Genomic DNA, 18,261 nt, shown 5'->3' with positions numbered 1-18,261 from the left:
TCCACCTTTTTAACATTTAATAGATAAAATCCGCTTCTGTTTTTGCTCTTACTTCTTCGATCGTTATACCTGGCATTAATTCAATCAATTTCAACTGTTTTTCAATTACTTCAAAGACTGCCAACTCGGTGATGATCAAGTCAACGCTTCTAGTGGAAGTAATCGGGTAGGTGCATTCATTTAATACTTTACTTTTACCTTCCTTACTTGTATGTGTCATGGTCACGATCACTTTTTTGGCGCCAACCAACAGGTCCATCGCTCCTCCAACACCCATGATATTCCTGCCTGGTACCGCCCAATTTGCAATTTCCCCGGTTTGACCTACCTGCAAAACACCTAAGATGGCAACATCAATGTGTCCTCCACGGATCATTGCAAACGATTCAGCACTATTAAAGAATGATGCACCAATCGATTCCCCTACTGGCAACTTGCCTGCATTAACTAAATTGGGATCGATTTCATCTTCCTCTACATCAGCAACTCCCAACAATCCATTTTCCGTATGGAAAAAAACATTTTCATCATCAATGTACTTTGCAACCAAGGTCGGAATCCCGATTCCAAGGTTCACTATACAAGGACCCGTCAATTCTTTTGCCGCGCGTCTTGCTATCATATTTTGCATTAATTCTTTCTCACTCATAAACTTTGACACCTTCCTTCGTCAGGATTTTCTTTGCCTTAATAATTCCATCGACGAATAGATGCGGTGTTACAATCTCTTCTGGCGAGAGTTCTCCAGGTTCAACTATCTCATCCACTTCCGCAATTACGACATCTGCAGCTGTTGCCATTCCCGGATTAAAGTTTCGAGCCGTTTTATAATAAACAAGATTACCAAGTGTATCTGCCTTCCATGCCCTGATCAAAGCTACATTTGCTCTTATGGCAGGTTCAAAAATATATGTAGCACCATTTATTTCCCTTTCTTCTTTTCCTTTAGCTAAATCGGTCCCTACACCCGTTTTCGTATAGTAACCGCCTATGCCAGCACCGCCAGCACGAATGGATTCCGCTAATGTCCCCTGTGGTAATAGTTCTAATTCAATTTCCCCACGTTGGTAAAACTCCCCAATTTCACGATTGCTTGTAAAATAAGAACCAATAGCCTTTTTTATTTTCTTCTGGCTTAGGAGAACTCCCAGCCCTTTTCCTTTCTCGCCTAAATTGTTACTGATTACCGTCAAGCCTGCTACATCCTTTTTGGCCAAACCATCTATTAATGTAAGAGGGGCACCGATCAAGCCAAATCCACCTACCATTAATGTATGACCGTTCTTCACACAAGATAAAGCTGCTTCTATATCTTGATGTACTTTCGTCATGTTTTCCCCACCAATCTCACGTTACTTATTTTCAATCAATGAATCACTTGCCTCAAACCAAGCAGGTATTCCAGCAGTCAATAAGCAAATTAGACCCACTTCAGCTAATTGTTCTTCCGGGGCTCCATTTAACCTTGCCGCCTCCATCCATTCCCCAACCTGTTCCCCTTTTAATTCTGTAATGAATATTCCTGTCATCAGGAGATGTTTTAGCCTTTTTGAAACCACTGAATCACTTAATATATAATCTTTGAGGGAGTTTTGGTCTTCCGATTTAACCAGTTTCAAAACATTCGAGACGAATCCCGTCTCCTCATCCCCTAATAGTTCAATCATATAAAGCAGGATTTCTTCTGCTGTTCCTTGATGGCCACTTATTTCGGGATATCGAATGCCTTTAAGTGTAAGAGCATACTCCAAAGACTTCATTCCTGTTTTTAATGCTTCTGTTCCGTTATATAAGTATGAAACTATTAGATATTCCACCAGTTCCGGTAATGTTGCCCCGCCATCGATTGCCCCTTTTGTATGGTAAACCATACTTCGTTCATACAACCTCGCAGCATTCATGCCTACAAGTAATATATCTTTCTCCTTCTTCGTCAAGGCTCCCTCTTGCATGATGTTACTGCGTAAGTTGGTATAGTGATCAAGTGCATTGGGGCTATAATCGTGCATTTTTTGCACCCAGCCTGGTACAACATCATAAACTTCTTTGAAATACAATAATCCCTCGCTCATTCGTCTGCACCTCTTTATATTAATTGTGAATCAAGTATCGATAGTGCCCTTATAGGTGAGGCTGTTGCATTTTTTAGTTTTAAAGGGATCCCGAAAAAAAGAAAGCGAGAATGCTTAGGTAATTTTTCAAGATTCACTAGATTTTCAACGATATATATATCATGGTTCAGTAATTTTTGATGAATTCCGCTTTCTGAGTCCTGGTTCAAATCGGCATTGGGCAAATCCAAACCGACAATATGTATTTGCTTTTCAATAAACCATTGGGCCACACTATCATCTAAGGCCTGCGCTTCAAAAAAGCCTTCTTCCCCCCATGATTTCCCCCATGTCCTGATGAGGACGATATCGTTTTTTTCTACATACACCCCCTGCCTGCGTTCCGCCTCTTCAAGTAAAGCTTTCGTAACCGGTTCATGTGTCGCTTTTAACATGCTTACATCCAGTATGAGGGCATCACCAAACATATTCTTCAGATTGATGTTTTCAACCGACTCCCCGTTTTCAAAGTAATGTGAAGGCACATCGACATGAGTCCCACTATGGTCAGAAAAAGAAATCAACTTGGAACGGTATCCTCTAGGAAGTGAATCAGATTTCCCCTTTTGTTCAAGAGGTTCATCTTTAATGCCTATTGCAGGTAAATCATTATTTGTAACTAGACCATCGTAAAGTTCCAATGTTAAATCAATGATTTTCAACCATAAAACCCCCAAATTCATTAAGCGTTTACATTATCACGACAAAAATGGCTACCCTAAACATTACTATCAATAAATGACAGCAGGTGTTTAAGGTAGCCAGTTGTTCACTAGTTGTTATTAAAAAAGGTTATTTTTTAATAGCTAATGAATAGGCAATAATTAAGTTTTTTATATATTCTTAATATTACACTATTTTCTGTTAATTTCAATATCTTTTTTAAAAATAACTGCAAAAAATCAAATTCGTTTTAAAAAAGATTTTATTCCTTCGTTAATCTCCACTCTATTTTCAAACACCATTGTATAGTGATTACATGTAGAAACGATCATTTCGATATCAGGCGTATATTTCTTCGTATCAGCATAGGCTTCTTCATAAAATAATGGAGGAAATTCCCCTATTTTCCCACTGGCATACACCAATAACGTTTTACAGGAAATTTGTCTACAAATCTCTTTAGGGACAAAAGAATAAAAACTATCAAAATCCCTAAGAATGCTATCTTCTGATGATTTATTCTCCCAGTGACCACCCACTTCATGAACCTCATACTCCGCCACACTTTGCAGGTGATCCGTCCATTTGATACCCAAACGGCTATAGATTTCCTTAATTTCAGCAATATAACTTTCCTGAGATTCATATTCTTTACTTAATCGGCCTAGTGATGGTTGTACGATGTCCCTTTGTTGTTGAGAGGAAATGGCCGCACCATCCAATAATATCAAGGCCTGTACCGATGTTAATTTGCTGGCTACAACGCTTGAGATGAAGGCTCCCATTGAATACCCTATCAAAATCGGATTTTCAACCTTTAATTCTTGAATTAACTCAATTACATCTTCTGCATGTTTAAAAAGAGAAGACTGTACATCTGCCCTCGAACTATTTCCCCTCCCTCTTAAGTCAATCGAGATGACTCTGTACTCGCCTTTTAACATTTCTGCATAATAATGCATTTGCTTATGATTACCCGTTAAACCATGTATGGCGATGATTGGCCCTTTCTCTCCAGGATAATCTGCAATTTGAATTCTTTTGTTCCCCAATTCCTTTACATACATTTCCATAGTGACATTCCCCATTTCATGATTATTAACATAAACCAGCCAGCATATTTAATAAAAAAGGCTATCTTAACTTCACCATCAAGGTAACTTGATCGAGAAATTAAGATAGCCAGTCAGTTCATTAATTTTCATTAAAAAAGGGCTTTTTTTAATGGTTAATGAATAGGCAAGTTATAAATACATGTTATGATTCCATTTTACATGAAGTTCGGATTTTTACAATTATTATTTGATAATTTAGATTTATCAGTAACTTAAAGTCGGTACCTGGGAATTTTATTGAAGGAGATCCCCTATGGTCTCACTCCAACGTTCAACAACTTCTTTAGGGTTTTTCAAGTCGATTTTAATTCCAGAGCGTATTTCAGCATACTTAGCCATATCCTCCCGTGCCTCTACTATTTGGGCGTGGAATCTTACTCTTTTATATTGGACATATGGCAGCTCTTTTAATCTCTCTAATGAAAGGCGAATATATTGTGCTTTACCTTTCCAAAACAAAACCAGTGTAGCTTTATGGGTACGAATGACATTGGCTGTAGTCGAAGTATCCGGCCATAGGCCAATCCTTAATTCCTTCCGGCTTACCGCTACGATCTCACCTACGCTAATCATTGCAGTATGCGGCCATCCTTCTTCACTTATCGTTAACAGCATCATGGCTTCATGCTGCTTATCGACAAGTTCTTTACCATTTAACAAGTCGAATATCTCTTCTGGCATTTCCATCCCATTCATTTTTTCACCTTTTTCTTTAATTCCCTAGTAATCTGTTATATTTTGGTGCGATATTTCATTCCGTCCCACCGTTTCGCACCGAGAGTATCGATTTCAAATTGATCTAACGCACGATAAGCCAGATGATCAATGATATCGTTAACATTCTCAGGATGATTATAAAAGGCTGGCATCGGAGGGAATATAATGGTCCCCATTTTGGAAAGCGCCGTCATATTCTCCAAATGAATCGTATTCAGAGGGGTTTCTCTAGTCATTAGTAATAATTTTTTTCTTTCTTTCAACATTACGTCAGCAGATCGCGTTAATAAATTATCCGCTAGCCCCATGCGAATGGAAGCTAGTGTTTTCATACTGCAAGGTGCTACGATCATGCCATCAACCCGGTACGATCCACTTGAAATTCTTGCTGCTTGATCTTTGTAAGAATAGGAATGATCAGCTAATCCCTCCACGTCTTTAACAGAATATGATGTTTCATGTTGAATGGTGGCATGTGCCCACGGGGACATGATTAAATGGGTCTCCACTTCACTGCTTTTTAGCATCTGAAGAATCCTAATTCCGAAAATGGCTCCAGTCGCTCCTGTTATTCCAACAATGATTTTCATTAATTCCCCTCCTTACATTAGTCATCGAATCGAAGCTTTATGGAAACTTACGTATTGGAAAATCCAGGAACGAATCGACTTGGATCCACCTCTTTAAATTCAGACCTTTTAAATTCATCTTTTAAATGAAATGGTACTGTGCAGTCAAAAATGGTTTTACAGGAAATACCCTTTTCCTGAATGGTAGGGCTGTATGCGGGATCTTGTGTAGGATCTAACGGGTGACAGCGCACTCCAGGAATGAAAACCGTATCAACATCACCTTGGTAACGAGTATTTAACGCCCATAAAACATCATTGCTATCGAAGGGATCCACATCTTCATCCACGATGAATACATGCTTAAGTTCAGAAAAGGCAGAGAATGCCAATAGTGCAGCTTGTCTTTGGCGCCCTTCATCACTTGGCTGACTTTTCTTGAATTGAAGAACAGCCATGTATTTACCTCCTCCTGAAGTATGGGCATAAACATTCAATAATTTGCCTGGCATGGACTTTTCCACCATTTGCAGAATGCTTGCTTCAGTTGGAATGCCAGCCATATTAACATGCTCCTCACTTGGACCAATAACTGTTTGCATGATTGGATTGACTCGGTGCGTTACGGCTTTCACTTTGATTAGAGGCAGATCCGCAACAGCTGAACCTGTATAACCAGGGAATTCCGGCATTGCTTTTCCAGTATTGGTGTTTTGATCTTCCCGAACGCGCACTCCGGGAACCAATTCCCCTTCTATTACATATTCAGCATTCGCGATAGCTTTTTCATCAATTGTCAAGCATTGGACCAATTCTACCGCTTCTTTCCTGATCGCCCCTGCAACACTCAGCTCATTAAAGCCAAGGGGAGTCGTAGGTGCTTCAAAACAAGCAGCGACTTCAATAGCAGGGTCAACACCGATACTAATGGAAATTGGTAACGGTTTTCCTGCTTTTTCAGCCTTTTCACGAAAAACTTCTAAATGACGGCCAGGAACAAAATACATGGACATCTCATCTTTACTTTGTAAACATAATCGGTGTATCGTTATATCAGATTCACCGGTTTCTGAATCAGAGGCATAGCACATTCCTATGGTGATATACGGACCTGCATCTTCCTCTGTATTCGTAGGCGCAGGTATTAATTTTCTAATATCGAAACCGGGATCTTCTGCATAGTGAACCACTTCTTGAGCTTTCGCTTTATCATTCGAAATGGTGATTGGATCAATTGGGTTTTTTACAGCTTCATTTAAAAGGAACCCGAGCCGCTCGGGTTTTGTATCCAGCATGTGGCCGACTCTTTCCCGGCTGGCTAAAAGTCCGATTACCACGCTTGAATCTTCATGACCCAAAACATGATTGAAAACCATGGCAGGACCGATTTTTGTTGGACGCATCACTGTCCCGCCAGCACCGATATGACGATACACGCCAGATAATTCAGCATGAGGATTGACTGGTTCATCCGTTTCAATCAATTGTCCTGGAATCGACTTCAGTAGGTCCAGCGCAGAACGTAAATCTGTCACTTTATTCATTTTTTCAGACATAATAAATCCCCCTGTCACTTTAAGATCAGTATCCTATGTATAGTCACATTCAAATAACCTATATGTTATCGGTTACAATTGATATTCTAAAGTGTATTTCTACTATACAGTCAATGGATATTTGAAAATTCAAGTAATTTTCTCTACAGGGATTTGCAGCTGACAAAAATCAACACTACTATCATTCTCGTAAAAGGTCGTATCCAATAAGCAAGCGTCCACAACGTCCCCAATAATTCTATAGTGATTTTCACTGATCCATTGAACCAATTCATTTAAAAACCCAATATTATATGGCATTCCATATTTATATACACAGGCATATTGCCCAGCAGGCAACGTCATCATGTTATCCATATCAGGATCTATAAAAGGTAATGCAGTATATATTCCCGCACCCTCGAAAACATCATCCATTCCAAGTTTATCCTTTAAAATAACCGTGCCAAATCCCTCAGACGGAAGCATTTCATGTTTACTTAATACATTCCAAGCTTTCATAAGCGTTAAATGTAATTCTTCACGGCACAAATCATTTTCAAATGGTATAAATAAGACATGCCTTTCAGGAAATTCTTCTATAATAGGTTTATCCAATTCACTTTTAATATTTTTGGCTTCTGAATATTTCATTAATCTCTGTTGAATATATGTACGGGTATTCATCAAGGCATTTATTTCTTTATCAATGAATTCTTGATGAAATTCCAAAAGTGACATGGCAGTGGTTAAATTCCGATTTCCTATATGGTCCTTAATATCATTCAGTTTTATGCCAATCGACTTCAAAAAGCAAATTTCCCTTAGAAACGGAATCTGAATGGCACTATAATATCGATAACCATGTTCATCTATATGTACCGGTTTAAATAAACCGATCTTATCGTAATAAATGAGTGTTTGCCTTGAGATACTGTGAATGGAAGCCATTTCACTGATTGATAAGTAATTGTCCATATGCGCTACTCCTCTGCAAATACTTTTTGTGAATTTCCTTCTAAGTCTTATATCATATATTAATTTTTTAATTTCCCTCCTTCCATTCGGCAGCTACAACCGCTTGGAGAGGGTCAGTATTCTAAAGAAATCTTCAATCCCCTCTAACTTTACCATTTTTCCATTTAAAATAAATGGATTTTAAAGGTCCTGCCTATCGAAAAAATGGATCATATCAGCATCTTCATTAATTAGGCAATATGTAAGTGACTGCAATGGATACAGAAGGAAAATACCAAAAGGTTTATTTTCTTACCAGCAATGTGGAGTGAACAGCTAATCACCTTTACAAATGATTAAAAAGAACTTCATCAATCTATCCACTGAAAAAAGAGCACCTCTTGGGCACTCTTTTTCCATAAATTTTTTTACATGATTCACAAACATATCTTGTTGCTTTTCCTTCAACACTACATTGTATATCCTCAATTTAAGCATTATTAACCGCTGTTATAAGTTTAATATAATCAGCAGTATATCGAACCCATAAAACTATTACTCACTGGTCTCTTTCATGACCTGGAACCACAATCACTTCTACCACGTGTTTATTTAGGATTTCCTGCATGTTTTTTGGTACTTCTTTGTCTGTAATCACTATATCAACGGCGTCTAAGTCACATACCTTTTGAAAAAAAGTTTTATTAAATTTCGTTGAATCTGCAATCACAATGACCTGGTCAGAACGCTTAATCATTTCGTGAACGAGGAGGCCTTCTTCCTCGATGGAAGTAGACAGTCCTTCAGAAGATATTCCGCAAGTACCAATGATGCATTTATTCACCTTATAATCTTGTACATCCCTAATGGCTCTTGAACCATAAATGGCTTGGTGTCTAGTGCTTAATGTTCCGCCTAATAAATTAACTTTTATATCTTCTCTTTGACTTAATACACTGGCAATGTTAATCGAATTAGTCACGACAGTGTTGTTCCCACTCGTTAAATATTTAGCAGCAAATTGAACTGTTGTAGAGGCATCCAAAATAAGATGATCCCCGTTGTTTATCAAAGAAGCTGCAAATTTTCCGATCTTACCTTTAGCTTCCGATGCCATGTTCATACGCTCACCATAATTATGGACGTCATTGGAAAGCAGAGCCTTTTTCGCCCCACCCCGTATTCGAATGATCTTCCTCATCTCTTCTAAATTGATTAAGTCTCTTCTGGCCGTATCTTTAGATACATTATTTATTTTACAAATTGTTTCAATATCAATTCGTTCGTGTTCGTTTAAATATTGAACAATGGCGTCTAGTCGTTCATCCTGTAGCATGATCTCACCTCGTAATTTAATTATAAGTTAATCCAAGTTTAATCACAAAGAAACATGAATTATTTTAAGGATAATTAAGCTTTTGAGGGTAGATTATTAGTAAATGCTGAACACATTAATCAATATACTTAATTATCAGAATTTCAAATCGGGGATATTAACCAGGGATTAAACATGACGGTCAGCCCACCATATTATAGATTCCGACCATTGTAAGTGGATATTCCGGACATTAAAAAAAATCAACCTTAAAATGAAGATGCTACTATCTTGGTGCAAGGCCCTTTTTAGACAGATTCATACATCTCTTTTTTACCTTCTTTTTCCCTTTGATGTCGATTATATACGAATTTAGATAAGCTGACACTGCTTTCATATAAGAGTAATAAAGGTATTGTAACTAGGATATCTGATAGAAAGTCTGGTGGAGTAATCAAAATTGAAATAACTATTAAAATAAAGTAAGAATATTTCCTGATTTTTTGCAAACGGTATGGATTTATAATTCCTAAACTTGTTAGAAACATGATAACAACGGGCATTTCAAACAGAAATCCAAAAGGCAATGTCATATGAAGCATAAACCGGAAATATTTCTCCGTTGTAAAGAAAGTAGTAAACATGCCGTTTGATAGAGACATTAAAAAATTTAGGACAATAGGAAATAAAATAAAGTAACCAAAACTGATTCCTAATATGAATAGAATAAATAGAGCTGGAATATAAGCGCTAGTAACCTTGCGTTCTTTTGCTGTTAACGCTGGACGTACAAACAGCCAAGTTTGGTGAGCAGCAACCGGTATAGTAGCCGCGATGGCAACGACGGTGGCAATAATTAAATAAACGAGTATGATATCACTCGGTCCTAACAGAGCTAGCTTAAACGGCAAGTCTTTAACTATTACATTATAAATATCTTGAACATATATAAATGTCAGTACGAGGAACAGCGTGAAAACGACTAACGTGATAATAATACGTTTACGTAACTCCTCAAGGTGCTGAATCATGCTCGTATTTTTTTGATTTTCCAACTTCATCACTCCAGGAGAAAAAGATGTAAGACAGATCCTACATCCCCTCTTCATTTATTTGATTAGCTTTCTTTCTTATTGGTCACATCTGCATTAGTGTCATCTGCTACAAGGTCTCTGGTAGACTTTTTAAATTCTCTTAATGATGAGCCAAACGCCCTTCCGATTTCCGGTAACTTTGAAGGGCCGAAAATAATAAGGGCAATCACTAAAATTAGCATCAATCCTGGTATTCCAATATTTTGTAGCATAACTTCCCCCAGCGGTATTCATATTTTGTAATTCCTTTAAAACGTTAAACGTTTATGTGCTCATCGAACCTATCCCCAATTCTTTTTTACCAAGGTTCATTAACATTGTCATACCCTTTTAATTGGTATGAAGCTTAGGCTTCACGCTATCCAGAGAACCCGAAGAGAGAGTTCCCTTATGCAATACGGCAGCACGCTTAGGCAGTCGGGCTACGGCTTCGGCCGAGCAGCTTGCTGGAATGAGTACAGCGGTCGCGGCATCGCCTACCTTTGGCCATATTTGTTTACCAGCCTCGTCTAACGGTGTAATACCACCGGTAGCAAGGGAAAGTGAGCGAGACAGGTTGTATTCGTTTGACCATCCGTACAGATCTGAGGCGAGATGTGCCTTCTGCAGCGTATCGCCAATCCCGAATGGTGACCAGTGATCCGTAATACTATCATTACCTAGCATGACGTTCACCTTATGCTTCTGAAGGAGCGGAATCGGCATTACGTCTTTGCCGATTGGAACGGTTGAGGCTATGGAAATACCCAGAGATGCAAGGCGCTTTGCCATTTCTACGTCGGCGCCATCCCCTAACGAAGCGAGCGAAAACGCATGACTGATCGTCACTTTTCCCTGCAGACCCGCTTCCTCAGTCAGATCAGCCAATCGACGTATTGCCTTCAAACCCGTTTCGCCACCTTCATGAAGGTGAATATCAATACCTGCTTTGTAGTCAACCGCGATCTGTACCATCGTTTGCAACGATTTTTCCATATCCCCGTCAACTAAGGTTGGATCAAGTCCGCCAACATGTGTAACTCCGAGCTGCATGGCTTCGCGTATCAATCCCTGAGAATTTGAACGAAGTAGGCCATGTTGAGGAAATCCAACGATTTCATGTGATATTTTATCTGAATAGTTCGCTAAGGCCCGATTTAGTTTTTCAAGATTTTTCATGCCAACGACTGGATCGATGTTGCAATGGCTTCTGACATAAGTTGAGCCATAGCCAAGAATTAGTTCAATTAATTTCTCCGCACGCTCCTGAGCTGTTGGAAGGAGCTCCAGCAGCAGTGTCTGCTCCAAGGTAATCATGTCAAAAATGCCATTTTTCCTCGTCGCAGCCGCTCTCCAAGGACCACCATAAAAGGTTTTATCCAAATGAATATGCATATCTCTAAAAGAGGGAAGTAGCAGCATGCCTTTCGCGTCGTAGCAATCGACACCTTTTCCATAAGGGGACTTGGTATCTAGTATTCTGGTAATGATGCCTTTTACAATATGGAGGTTCCTCAATACGGTTTCGGTTGCGACGACCTGGCCATTTATATACTTGTATCCACTTTCCAATCTAACATTCATCAACATGTAGGAACTGTTCTTTCCTGGTTTTTTGGTGTTATGGCCAGCCTTCCTCTCAGCATCGGCACTTGCCGTCTCAGGCATAAATAATCCCACCGTGTCCGTGACACCGAGAACAGCGGAAGCGCTTCCAATTTTACAGACGTTACCTATAAACTTTCTGCGGGACAAACCTTCTTTTTCCTGATTCACCTGTGAAATCCTCCTCTAGTACGTTCGTATTTTAAGATGATCATGATTATTAACTTCATTGGAGAACAAGAGGCATCCAGCCCGGTATTTGATTGGAACTACTCTTTTCTTCCAATCTTTCATATCTCTTCTAGTGGTGTTTTTGGATTTATTTTTTACAATTTCAATCCATTCATATCTGTTGAAATAGTCACTGGTCCAGTTACATGATGTCACCCTATAGATCCAATTATAAGTCTACTTAATTTCAATAGCAATAAAATCTGCATTATTTTAAGTTTTTTTAAGTTTTTTGTGGTAATTAATTGATTTCTCATTTTAATTTCGACATAAGATACCTTTGTTGTTTCATTCCTTGTTAATGGAAAACAAAAAGGAATGGTAAAATCCATCCCTTTTTTACTGTATGCAAAGCCTTTGTAGTTAAATGTAACCCTTAACGCCAGAAGGCCGCCAATTGGCGGCCTTCTGACATTGATAGACTTTTTGTAACTGCCCAGGTTCCTTCTTCTTTTCAGTTCGTTATTCGTTCAAATATGCCCATGCATATTGGGCATAAAGTTCTGCACCGGTAGCAAGCGCTTCTTCGTCGATGTTGAATTTCCCGTGATGGTGTGCCCATTCCGTATTTTTTTCAGGATTTCCTGATCCAACTAAAGCGAAGCTTCCAGGTACTTCATCTAAATAGAAGCTAAAGTCTTCGCCACCCATTGTTGGCTTTTCATTATATATTGCGTCATCGCCAAACGCATTTGAGGCAACTTTTTGCACTAATTTTGCACTGTATTCATCATTGATGACAGCTTGTGTTCCGCGGTAGTACTCAACCTTTGCGGTCGCACCGTAAATGTTCGCAACATTTTCAGCATAAATCTGGAGCTGCTTTTCAATATGGTCACGTGTTTTAGGATCAAAGCAACGGACAGTCCCTTCAATGACGGCATTTTCTGCAATGACATTAAATCGTGTGCCAACGACCATTTTTCCAACTGTCAAAACAGCGGGATTTTGGGGGTCGACCGTTCTTGATACGACAGACTGTACGTTCATGACGAATGAAGAGGCAACTATAGTAGCATCGATACAATCCTGTGGCATTGCACCATGTCCCCCTCTTCCTTTAAACGTTACTGTAAAGATATCTGCTGAAGCGAATGAAGGTCCTTGAGTGCAAGCAACCGTGTTTGTTGGCATTTGCGACCAAATATGTATGCCAAAAACATTATCAACACCCTCAACAGCCCCTTGTTTAACCATTTCCTTCGCACCTGTTGCCACTTCTTCAGCTGGTTGAAATATTAATCGCACATTCCCAGGTAATTCTTCTTTTATTACGTTTAGTGCCTTAGCTGCAATTAATAGCATTGAAGTGTGCGCATCATGACCACATGCATGCATTTTCCCTTCCTCTTTTGAAACATACGGCAAGTCTTTATTTAATTCTTCAACAGAAAGGGCGTCCATATCTGCTCTTAATGCTACTGTCTTTCCTGCCTTACCGCCTTTAATTTCTGCAATGACACCTGTTGGTTCCGCTTTTCGATAAGTAATTCCTAATTTTTCAAGGTAGTCACAAACAAAGGCAGTTGTATTTTCTTCTTCCCATGATAACTCAGGTTCGCTATGAAGTTTTCTGCGTATTTCTGTTAATTCATCACTATAATTTTGAATCGCTTCTTTTATCGTTTGATTAATCATTCTTATTCTACCTCCGTTAAACATTTAGCCACTTCGTAAAATATTTGCACTCCATTTGCCAAATGACGTGCATCAGACCATTCCTCTGGACAATGACTTAGTCCTGCTTTACTTGGAACAAAAAGCATGCCAACATCAGTCACATCTGAAAAAACCATCGCATCATGACCTGCTCCACTATCAATGGAACAGTATGGAATTTCCAAATCAGAACTTTTATCTTTTAATAAAGCCTTAATCTCATTACTCAATATCTTTGGCGGCATATACAACAGCTGTTCCGCCGTTGTATGGATCCCCTGTATCTGATAGGATTCGATTAATTCTTTCATCCGCCTGATGACATTGTTAATATGTTCTTCCTTGCTTGAACGAATATCTACCGAAAATACCACTTTATTAGGTATGACGTTTGCTCCATTTGGTAAAACATCTAGTCGTCCTGTCGTTATAACCGTTCCTTCTCCTTCCTCAATTGCAAAGCTCGGTAATTGAGAAATAATTTGAGCGGCAGCAACCAATGCGTCCGTACGGCGATCCATTGGGGTTGTGCCTGCATGTCCTGCCTTTCCTTCAATGGTTACTTCAAATTGAGTTAAACCAACAATAGCTTCTACAACACCAATGGGGATATTCTTCTCTTCAAGGATTGGTCCTTGTTCTATATGCAATTCGAGAAATGCTTTAATGCTATTGGGATTTCTTCTTTTCGGAAGAGAGAAATCCAGTCCAACTTTTGACATCGCTTCAATGGTTGTGATACCATCTTTATCCTTTAAATTTTTAAAACTTTCCTCACTAAGCGTTCCCACTATTCCTCTCGACCCCATTAGCCCCCCGCCAAAACGAGCTCCTTCTTCTTCAATCAGGGCAACGATTTCCAATGGATATTTAGGTGTTAATTGATTTTCTGAAAATAGGGCAGCCACTTCAAGTGCGACAATTACACCTGCTGGTCCGTCATACGCACCGCCATTTGGTACGGAATCAAAATGTGAACCTAACAGAACGCTTGGTGCATCTTTTAAAGTACCCTCAAGCTTTCCAAAAATATTTCCAAATCCATCTTCCTGTACTGTCAGGCCGTAATCCATCATTTTATTTTTTATATAATTACGTGTAAGCAAGTCTTCCTTGCTATACGTAAGCCGGGTAGTCCCTTCTCCGGGTGTTGATGTAAATTCGCCCAAATCACTTATTTGCTTTTCTATACGTTCGCTAAGACTCACTTAGAATCCCTCCTATTTTACAAGAATTGTACGAATATTCCTGCCAAAATAACCGACACGATTGTTACAGATATAAATCCGCCAACAAGCATCGGCGGCAGCATATGGCTTAGCAATGCTTCTTTTTCATTTTCATCTTTTGTTAATGAATTTACGACTTCATTGGTGATAATGTAATCAGCTGGAAATCCGTATAATGCTGTTAAAGATACAGCAAAGGCCATTTCTTTGCTGACTTTTAACAATTTCCCTGCTATGAATGAGAATATATACATACCTATCACAGCTAAGATAATGCAAACAACAAGTGGGTAAAGAATCTCCATCATCATACTTGGTGTTGCATTTTTCAATCCATCAAAGACGAAAAGCATAAGAGCCATGATCGCAAATCCAAATCCATTTGCTTTTTGCAGTGTCTGTCTTTCCAAGAAACCGATACTTTTTCCGATAACCCCGAATAGTAAGCAAAGAACAAATGCATTTATAGATATAATCGGCTCTAATCCACTCGAAACTAGGTAAGCAAGTAAAGCAACAACTGCAAGTCTTAAAAATTTGAAATATTCCGTATTATATTTTTCAGGAAGTTTCTTGAACAGCTTAAGTTCCGTCATACCTTCTGCAGCGGATGCAGTTTCATCCTTTTTTACCGTTAACTTTCCATTGCGGTATTGCCCCAAAAGCTTCTTCCCTTCTTTCTTCAAGACAATTGAAGTTAAAGGATATCCAGCGAAGCCTTGCATTACATAAATAACAATGGCAAAAACGGACAAGCTCGTAAGTCCTGCATCTGCCGCTCCTTCTGACATGATTATTGAAGAAACCATACCTCCCACTAAAGGTGGAACCGCTACAAGGACAGTTTGCAGATCAAAAATAAAGATGCCAATTCCGAATAATAGTGCAACAATTCCAAGAATGCCAGATAAGGAGATGACAATCGTCTTCCATTGATTCACCAATTCCCTTATTGAAAGCAATGTCCCCATATTCGTGATCAATAGGTACATCATCATGGTTGCCACTACCGGTGGAACACCTGCTATTGAAACGATGTCTTGCGGAAAGAATGTCCAATAACCACATAGAAATAGAATCGCCGAAATGAAAACGGAAGGTACCCATGCTTTTGTTCGAACCGCCACTATGTCCCCTACAAATAAAATCAGAATAACAATAACCAAAGCCAACATCTGTGACATATGAGTTTCCTCACCTTCCGAATTAATAGTTTGAATATTCTTATAAAATAATAACATTGAATAGTCTAAATTTAAAGATAATTTAATATATTCAGGTAAATGTACACAGATAATAGGAAATGTAAGTGTTTTATTTCTGATTTAAAACACCAAATATTCTCAAATAATTATAAGGTTGGGTATATCAAAATAATTTTTCTTTGGATACCTCTTTATCTCGGTAGTGACTAAAACAACTAACACAAACTAATCTAAACCTATTATTTCAAAAAGAAAAAGCCGTCTAAGGACAGCTCAGATTAATTAGTAATACATATCCTGTTTACTTTTTACTGTAAAACAGTTCTTGTTTCATTCGGATTCATCCTCTAGCAAGTTTTTCCTTTGTGTATACTCGAAAATGATGGTCCAGATCAATTAGTTCAACTTTTTTAGAATAAAACTGTCTAAAAGTTTATAGGCAATTGTGTTTTTATTCACCCAGTTTTTCTTTTATTATGGTGTCTTCAAGAGACAGGATCGCTTCCTTTTCATCAGTTCCTTCAGCTATGATTTTAATTTGAGCTCCATGGGCAATACCAAGTGACATAACCCCCATGATAGACTTTAAATTGGCCTTTTTGCCATTGTATTCAAGGTTTACTTCCGAGTTAAATTTGCTAGCGTTTTGAACTAATGTTGTTGCTGGGCGGGCATGGATACCCGTTTTTTCAATTATGGTAAATGTTTTTTCTGTCATTTTTAAATCTCCTTTTATCTAATATTAATTAAAATCAAGCTAAACTATTTTTATTATTTGTTAGGGTTATATGTGTGGTACACGAATTAATATCCAAGAATGTTATATAAGTTGAACTATGAATCGAGATGCTTTGAAAGGATGTTTTGTTAAGTAACGGAAAAGAGACTAGGATTCAAAAAGGGTACGAAATGATTCAGTTCATAGCATAGAAATTATGAGATTATGACGCAATAATAACCTTAATTTGGCTTCCAGCCATTACTGCCTCAAATCCTTCGCGCCATTCTTCTAAAGGAACAATTTTTGTAATCATTATGTCTGTATCAATCTTTTGTTCTTCTAGAAGTTGTAAAGCTATGTGCCATGAGCTAGGTTTTTGGGAACGTGTACCAAGATACTTTAATTCTCTCTGAACAATCGATTCTTGATCCAGCTGGTTCATTTTATTCGCAAAAATACCCACTTGTACAAATGTTCCTTTTTTCCTTACCAATGGCAAGCCTTGATTAAGCGCTGGCACTGCACCAGAGCATTCAAACACTATATCAACTCCATAACCATCGGTATGTTTCATGATAACTTCTTCTAAACTCTCTTCTTGAACATCGACAATTACGTCTACACCAAATGATTTAGCTAATTTTAAGCGCTGCTTATCCTTTGTGATGCCTGCTAAAATGACAAACGCACCTTGTGCTTTCACAACTTGGCATTGGAGTAGACCAATTGGTCCTGGTCCAAAAATAAGAACTTTGTCGCCTTTATTAATAGTTGTTTTTTCTAAAGCCGCATGTACACAACAAGCTAACGGCTCAGTTAGGGCTGCTGCTTCAAGGCTTATATTCTCAGATAAAACGTGAACACTTTCTTCGCGAGAAACTACATATTCAGACATACTGCCATTTACTTGAGTTCCGATTCCTTTACGGGAAAAGCATAAATTATAATCTTTTTCTAAGCAGTATTCGCACAAGCCGCATGTTGTGAATGTGGTTTCGCTTGTAACCCTGTCCCCTACCTTAATATTTTTTACTGCGTCTCCAACTTCTACAACAACTCCGGAAAATTCATGCCCCAAAACAACGGGAGTTTTTGAATTTCTATATTCTCCGGTAAATGTATGAATGTCCGTACCGCAAATTCCAGTGTAAGCAACTTTAATTTTAACTAAATCCCCTATTCCTTCTGGTTCTGGAATTTCTACTAGCGACATATTGTCATAACCTGGTTCTGCTTTCACTACTGCTTTCATTGTACCTTCACTCCTCTCTTGCAAATATTTACGCCTTGCCATAAGATTGTTCACGGCTAATAATCCTGTTTGAAGACTGTCTGGGTTCCTTGAGTCTTTATCTATAAGAGATTAATTTTATAAGATTAATTCTTCCATTTTTTTAAAAGTAAATTTTCTATGTTTTTTGATATATACCTATAGAAAATCCCCTTCTCGATTAGAAGATAAAGTTCTTTTTTATCTGTCTATTAGAAGGGGATCTCAGAGAGGATGGAGCTTGCTTAAAATAGCATTTTCCATCCATTGTTGTTTAAGTTCTTTT

The 18,261-nt window shown here is 38.4% G+C and carries 18 protein-coding genes; all 18 read right to left on the bottom strand.

Translation table 11 applies throughout. The features are described from left to right. Nucleotides 1-16: 16 nt before the first annotated feature. Complete coding sequence (locus ACYP5M_RS01480; RefSeq protein WP_459734530.1) at nt 17-649, bottom strand: 3-oxoacid CoA-transferase subunit B; 633 nt, start codon at nt 647-649, stop codon at nt 17-19. Then, entirely contained in the window at nt 642-1,331 is a 690-nt protein-coding gene (locus ACYP5M_RS01475) for a CoA transferase subunit A (RefSeq protein ID WP_434169332.1), read from the bottom strand. The genes ACYP5M_RS01480 and ACYP5M_RS01475 overlap by 8 nt, the downstream gene beginning before the upstream one ends. A gap of 21 nt (nt 1,332-1,352) precedes the next feature. Continuing rightward, on the bottom strand, nt 1,353-2,072 hold the full coding sequence (locus ACYP5M_RS01470; protein ID WP_459734529.1) for a carboxymuconolactone decarboxylase family protein: 720 nt from the start codon (nt 2,070-2,072) through the stop codon (nt 1,353-1,355). A gap of 14 nt (nt 2,073-2,086) precedes the next feature. Continuing rightward, nucleotides 2,087-2,773, bottom strand: a complete 687-nt coding sequence (locus ACYP5M_RS01465; protein WP_157830962.1) for a cyclase family protein — start codon at nt 2,771-2,773, stop codon at nt 2,087-2,089. A gap of 240 nt (nt 2,774-3,013) precedes the next feature. Further along, nucleotides 3,014-3,847: an alpha/beta fold hydrolase gene (locus ACYP5M_RS01460; RefSeq protein ID WP_459734528.1), complete on the bottom strand. Its 834-nt coding sequence runs from the start codon at nt 3,845-3,847 to the stop codon at nt 3,014-3,016. A 276-nt stretch (nt 3,848-4,123) separates the two neighbouring features. Continuing rightward, nucleotides 4,124-4,585, bottom strand: a complete 462-nt coding sequence (locus tag ACYP5M_RS01455) for a pyridoxamine 5'-phosphate oxidase family protein (protein ID WP_230176501.1) — start codon at nt 4,583-4,585, stop codon at nt 4,124-4,126. Between the two features lie 35 nt (nt 4,586-4,620). Beyond that, entirely contained in the window at nt 4,621-5,196 is a 576-nt protein-coding gene (locus ACYP5M_RS01450; protein ID WP_241588953.1) for a non-oxidative hydroxyarylic acid decarboxylases subunit B, read from the bottom strand. Nucleotides 5,197-5,243: 47 nt separating this feature from the next. Further along, on the bottom strand, nt 5,244-6,731 hold the full coding sequence (locus ACYP5M_RS01445) for a UbiD family decarboxylase domain-containing protein (protein ID WP_459734527.1): 1,488 nt from the start codon (nt 6,729-6,731) through the stop codon (nt 5,244-5,246). 129 nt (nt 6,732-6,860) lie between these two features. Continuing rightward, the gene (locus ACYP5M_RS01440) at nt 6,861-7,688 is read right to left on the bottom strand and encodes a MerR family transcriptional regulator (RefSeq protein WP_459734526.1); all 828 of its coding nucleotides are present in this window, start codon (nt 7,686-7,688) and stop codon (nt 6,861-6,863) included. A gap of 538 nt (nt 7,689-8,226) precedes the next feature. Then, nucleotides 8,227-9,003 carry a DeoR/GlpR family DNA-binding transcription regulator gene (locus tag ACYP5M_RS01435; RefSeq protein ID WP_459734525.1) on the bottom strand — a complete coding sequence of 259 codons (777 nt, stop codon included), beginning with the start codon at nt 9,001-9,003 and terminating at the stop codon, nt 8,227-8,229. Nucleotides 9,004-9,290: 287 nt separating this feature from the next. Next, entirely contained in the window at nt 9,291-10,013 is a 723-nt protein-coding gene (gene tatC, locus ACYP5M_RS01430) for a twin-arginine translocase subunit TatC (RefSeq protein WP_459734891.1), read from the bottom strand. Between the two features lie 86 nt (nt 10,014-10,099). After that, nucleotides 10,100-10,288: a twin-arginine translocase TatA/TatE family subunit gene (locus tag ACYP5M_RS01425; protein WP_459734524.1), complete on the bottom strand. Its 189-nt coding sequence runs from the start codon at nt 10,286-10,288 to the stop codon at nt 10,100-10,102. A 118-nt stretch (nt 10,289-10,406) separates the two neighbouring features. Continuing rightward, on the bottom strand, nt 10,407-11,645 hold the full coding sequence (locus ACYP5M_RS01420) for an amidohydrolase (protein WP_459734890.1): 1,239 nt from the start codon (nt 11,643-11,645) through the stop codon (nt 10,407-10,409). 708 nt (nt 11,646-12,353) lie between these two features. Then, a complete protein-coding gene (locus ACYP5M_RS01415) occupies nt 12,354-13,529 on the bottom strand; it encodes a M20 family metallopeptidase (RefSeq protein ID WP_459734523.1) in 1,176 nt (391 codons plus the stop codon). A 2-nt stretch (nt 13,530-13,531) separates the two neighbouring features. Next, the gene (locus tag ACYP5M_RS01410) at nt 13,532-14,758 is read right to left on the bottom strand and encodes an allantoate amidohydrolase (RefSeq protein ID WP_459734522.1); all 1,227 of its coding nucleotides are present in this window, start codon (nt 14,756-14,758) and stop codon (nt 13,532-13,534) included. A gap of 17 nt (nt 14,759-14,775) precedes the next feature. Continuing rightward, nucleotides 14,776-15,963, bottom strand: a complete 1,188-nt coding sequence (locus ACYP5M_RS01405; RefSeq protein WP_095390129.1) for a hypothetical protein — start codon at nt 15,961-15,963, stop codon at nt 14,776-14,778. 472 nt (nt 15,964-16,435) lie between these two features. After that, nucleotides 16,436-16,702, bottom strand: a complete 267-nt coding sequence (locus ACYP5M_RS01400) for a phosphocarrier protein HPr (RefSeq protein ID WP_434169298.1) — start codon at nt 16,700-16,702, stop codon at nt 16,436-16,438. 223 nt (nt 16,703-16,925) lie between these two features. Continuing rightward, complete coding sequence (locus tag ACYP5M_RS01395) at nt 16,926-17,957, bottom strand: zinc-binding dehydrogenase (protein WP_434169297.1); 1,032 nt, start codon at nt 17,955-17,957, stop codon at nt 16,926-16,928. Nucleotides 17,958-18,261 lie beyond the last annotated feature (304 nt).

This window comes from Peribacillus sp. N1 (assembly GCF_054600815.1).
The sequence above is the reverse complement of the archived record's forward strand: the minus strand, read 5'-3'. Positions and strand labels throughout refer to the sequence as shown.

What these genes read in the sequence shown, in the direction of transcription:
- ACYP5M_RS01480 (WP_459734530.1), bottom strand. Translation starts at nt 649, where the DNA reads ATGAGTGAGAAAGAATTAATGCAAAATATGATAGCAAGACGCGCGGCA.
- ACYP5M_RS01475 (WP_434169332.1), bottom strand. Translation starts at nt 1,331, where the DNA reads ATGACGAAAGTACATCAAGATATAGAAGCAGCTTTATCTTGTGTGAAG.
- ACYP5M_RS01470 (WP_459734529.1), bottom strand. Translation starts at nt 2,072, where the DNA reads ATGAGCGAGGGATTATTGTATTTCAAAGAAGTTTATGATGTTGTACCA.
- ACYP5M_RS01460 (WP_459734528.1), bottom strand. Translation starts at nt 3,847, where the DNA reads ATGGAAATGTATGTAAAGGAATTGGGGAACAAAAGAATTCAAATTGCA.
- ACYP5M_RS01455 (WP_230176501.1), bottom strand. Translation starts at nt 4,585, where the DNA reads ATGAATGGGATGGAAATGCCAGAAGAGATATTCGACTTGTTAAATGGT.
- ACYP5M_RS01450 (WP_241588953.1), bottom strand. Translation starts at nt 5,196, where the DNA reads ATGAAAATCATTGTTGGAATAACAGGAGCGACTGGAGCCATTTTCGGA.
- ACYP5M_RS01445 (WP_459734527.1), bottom strand. Translation starts at nt 6,731, where the DNA reads ATGTCTGAAAAAATGAATAAAGTGACAGATTTACGTTCTGCGCTGGAC.
- ACYP5M_RS01440 (WP_459734526.1), bottom strand. Translation starts at nt 7,688, where the DNA reads ATGGACAATTACTTATCAATCAGTGAAATGGCTTCCATTCACAGTATC.
- ACYP5M_RS01435 (WP_459734525.1), bottom strand. Translation starts at nt 9,003, where the DNA reads ATGCTACAGGATGAACGACTAGACGCCATTGTTCAATATTTAAACGAA.
- tatC (WP_459734891.1), bottom strand. Translation starts at nt 10,013, where the DNA reads ATGATTCAGCACCTTGAGGAGTTACGTAAACGTATTATTATCACGTTA.
- ACYP5M_RS01425 (WP_459734524.1), bottom strand. Translation starts at nt 10,288, where the DNA reads ATGCTACAAAATATTGGAATACCAGGATTGATGCTAATTTTAGTGATT.
- ACYP5M_RS01420 (WP_459734890.1), bottom strand. Translation starts at nt 11,645, where the DNA reads ATGTTGATGAATGTTAGATTGGAAAGTGGATACAAGTATATAAATGGC.
- ACYP5M_RS01415 (WP_459734523.1), bottom strand. Translation starts at nt 13,529, where the DNA reads ATGATTAATCAAACGATAAAAGAAGCGATTCAAAATTATAGTGATGAA.
- ACYP5M_RS01405 (WP_095390129.1), bottom strand. Translation starts at nt 15,963, where the DNA reads ATGTCACAGATGTTGGCTTTGGTTATTGTTATTCTGATTTTATTTGTA.
- ACYP5M_RS01400 (WP_434169298.1), bottom strand. Translation starts at nt 16,702, where the DNA reads ATGACAGAAAAAACATTTACCATAATTGAAAAAACGGGTATCCATGCC.
- ACYP5M_RS01395 (WP_434169297.1), bottom strand. Translation starts at nt 17,957, where the DNA reads ATGAAAGCAGTAGTGAAAGCAGAACCAGGTTATGACAATATGTCGCTA.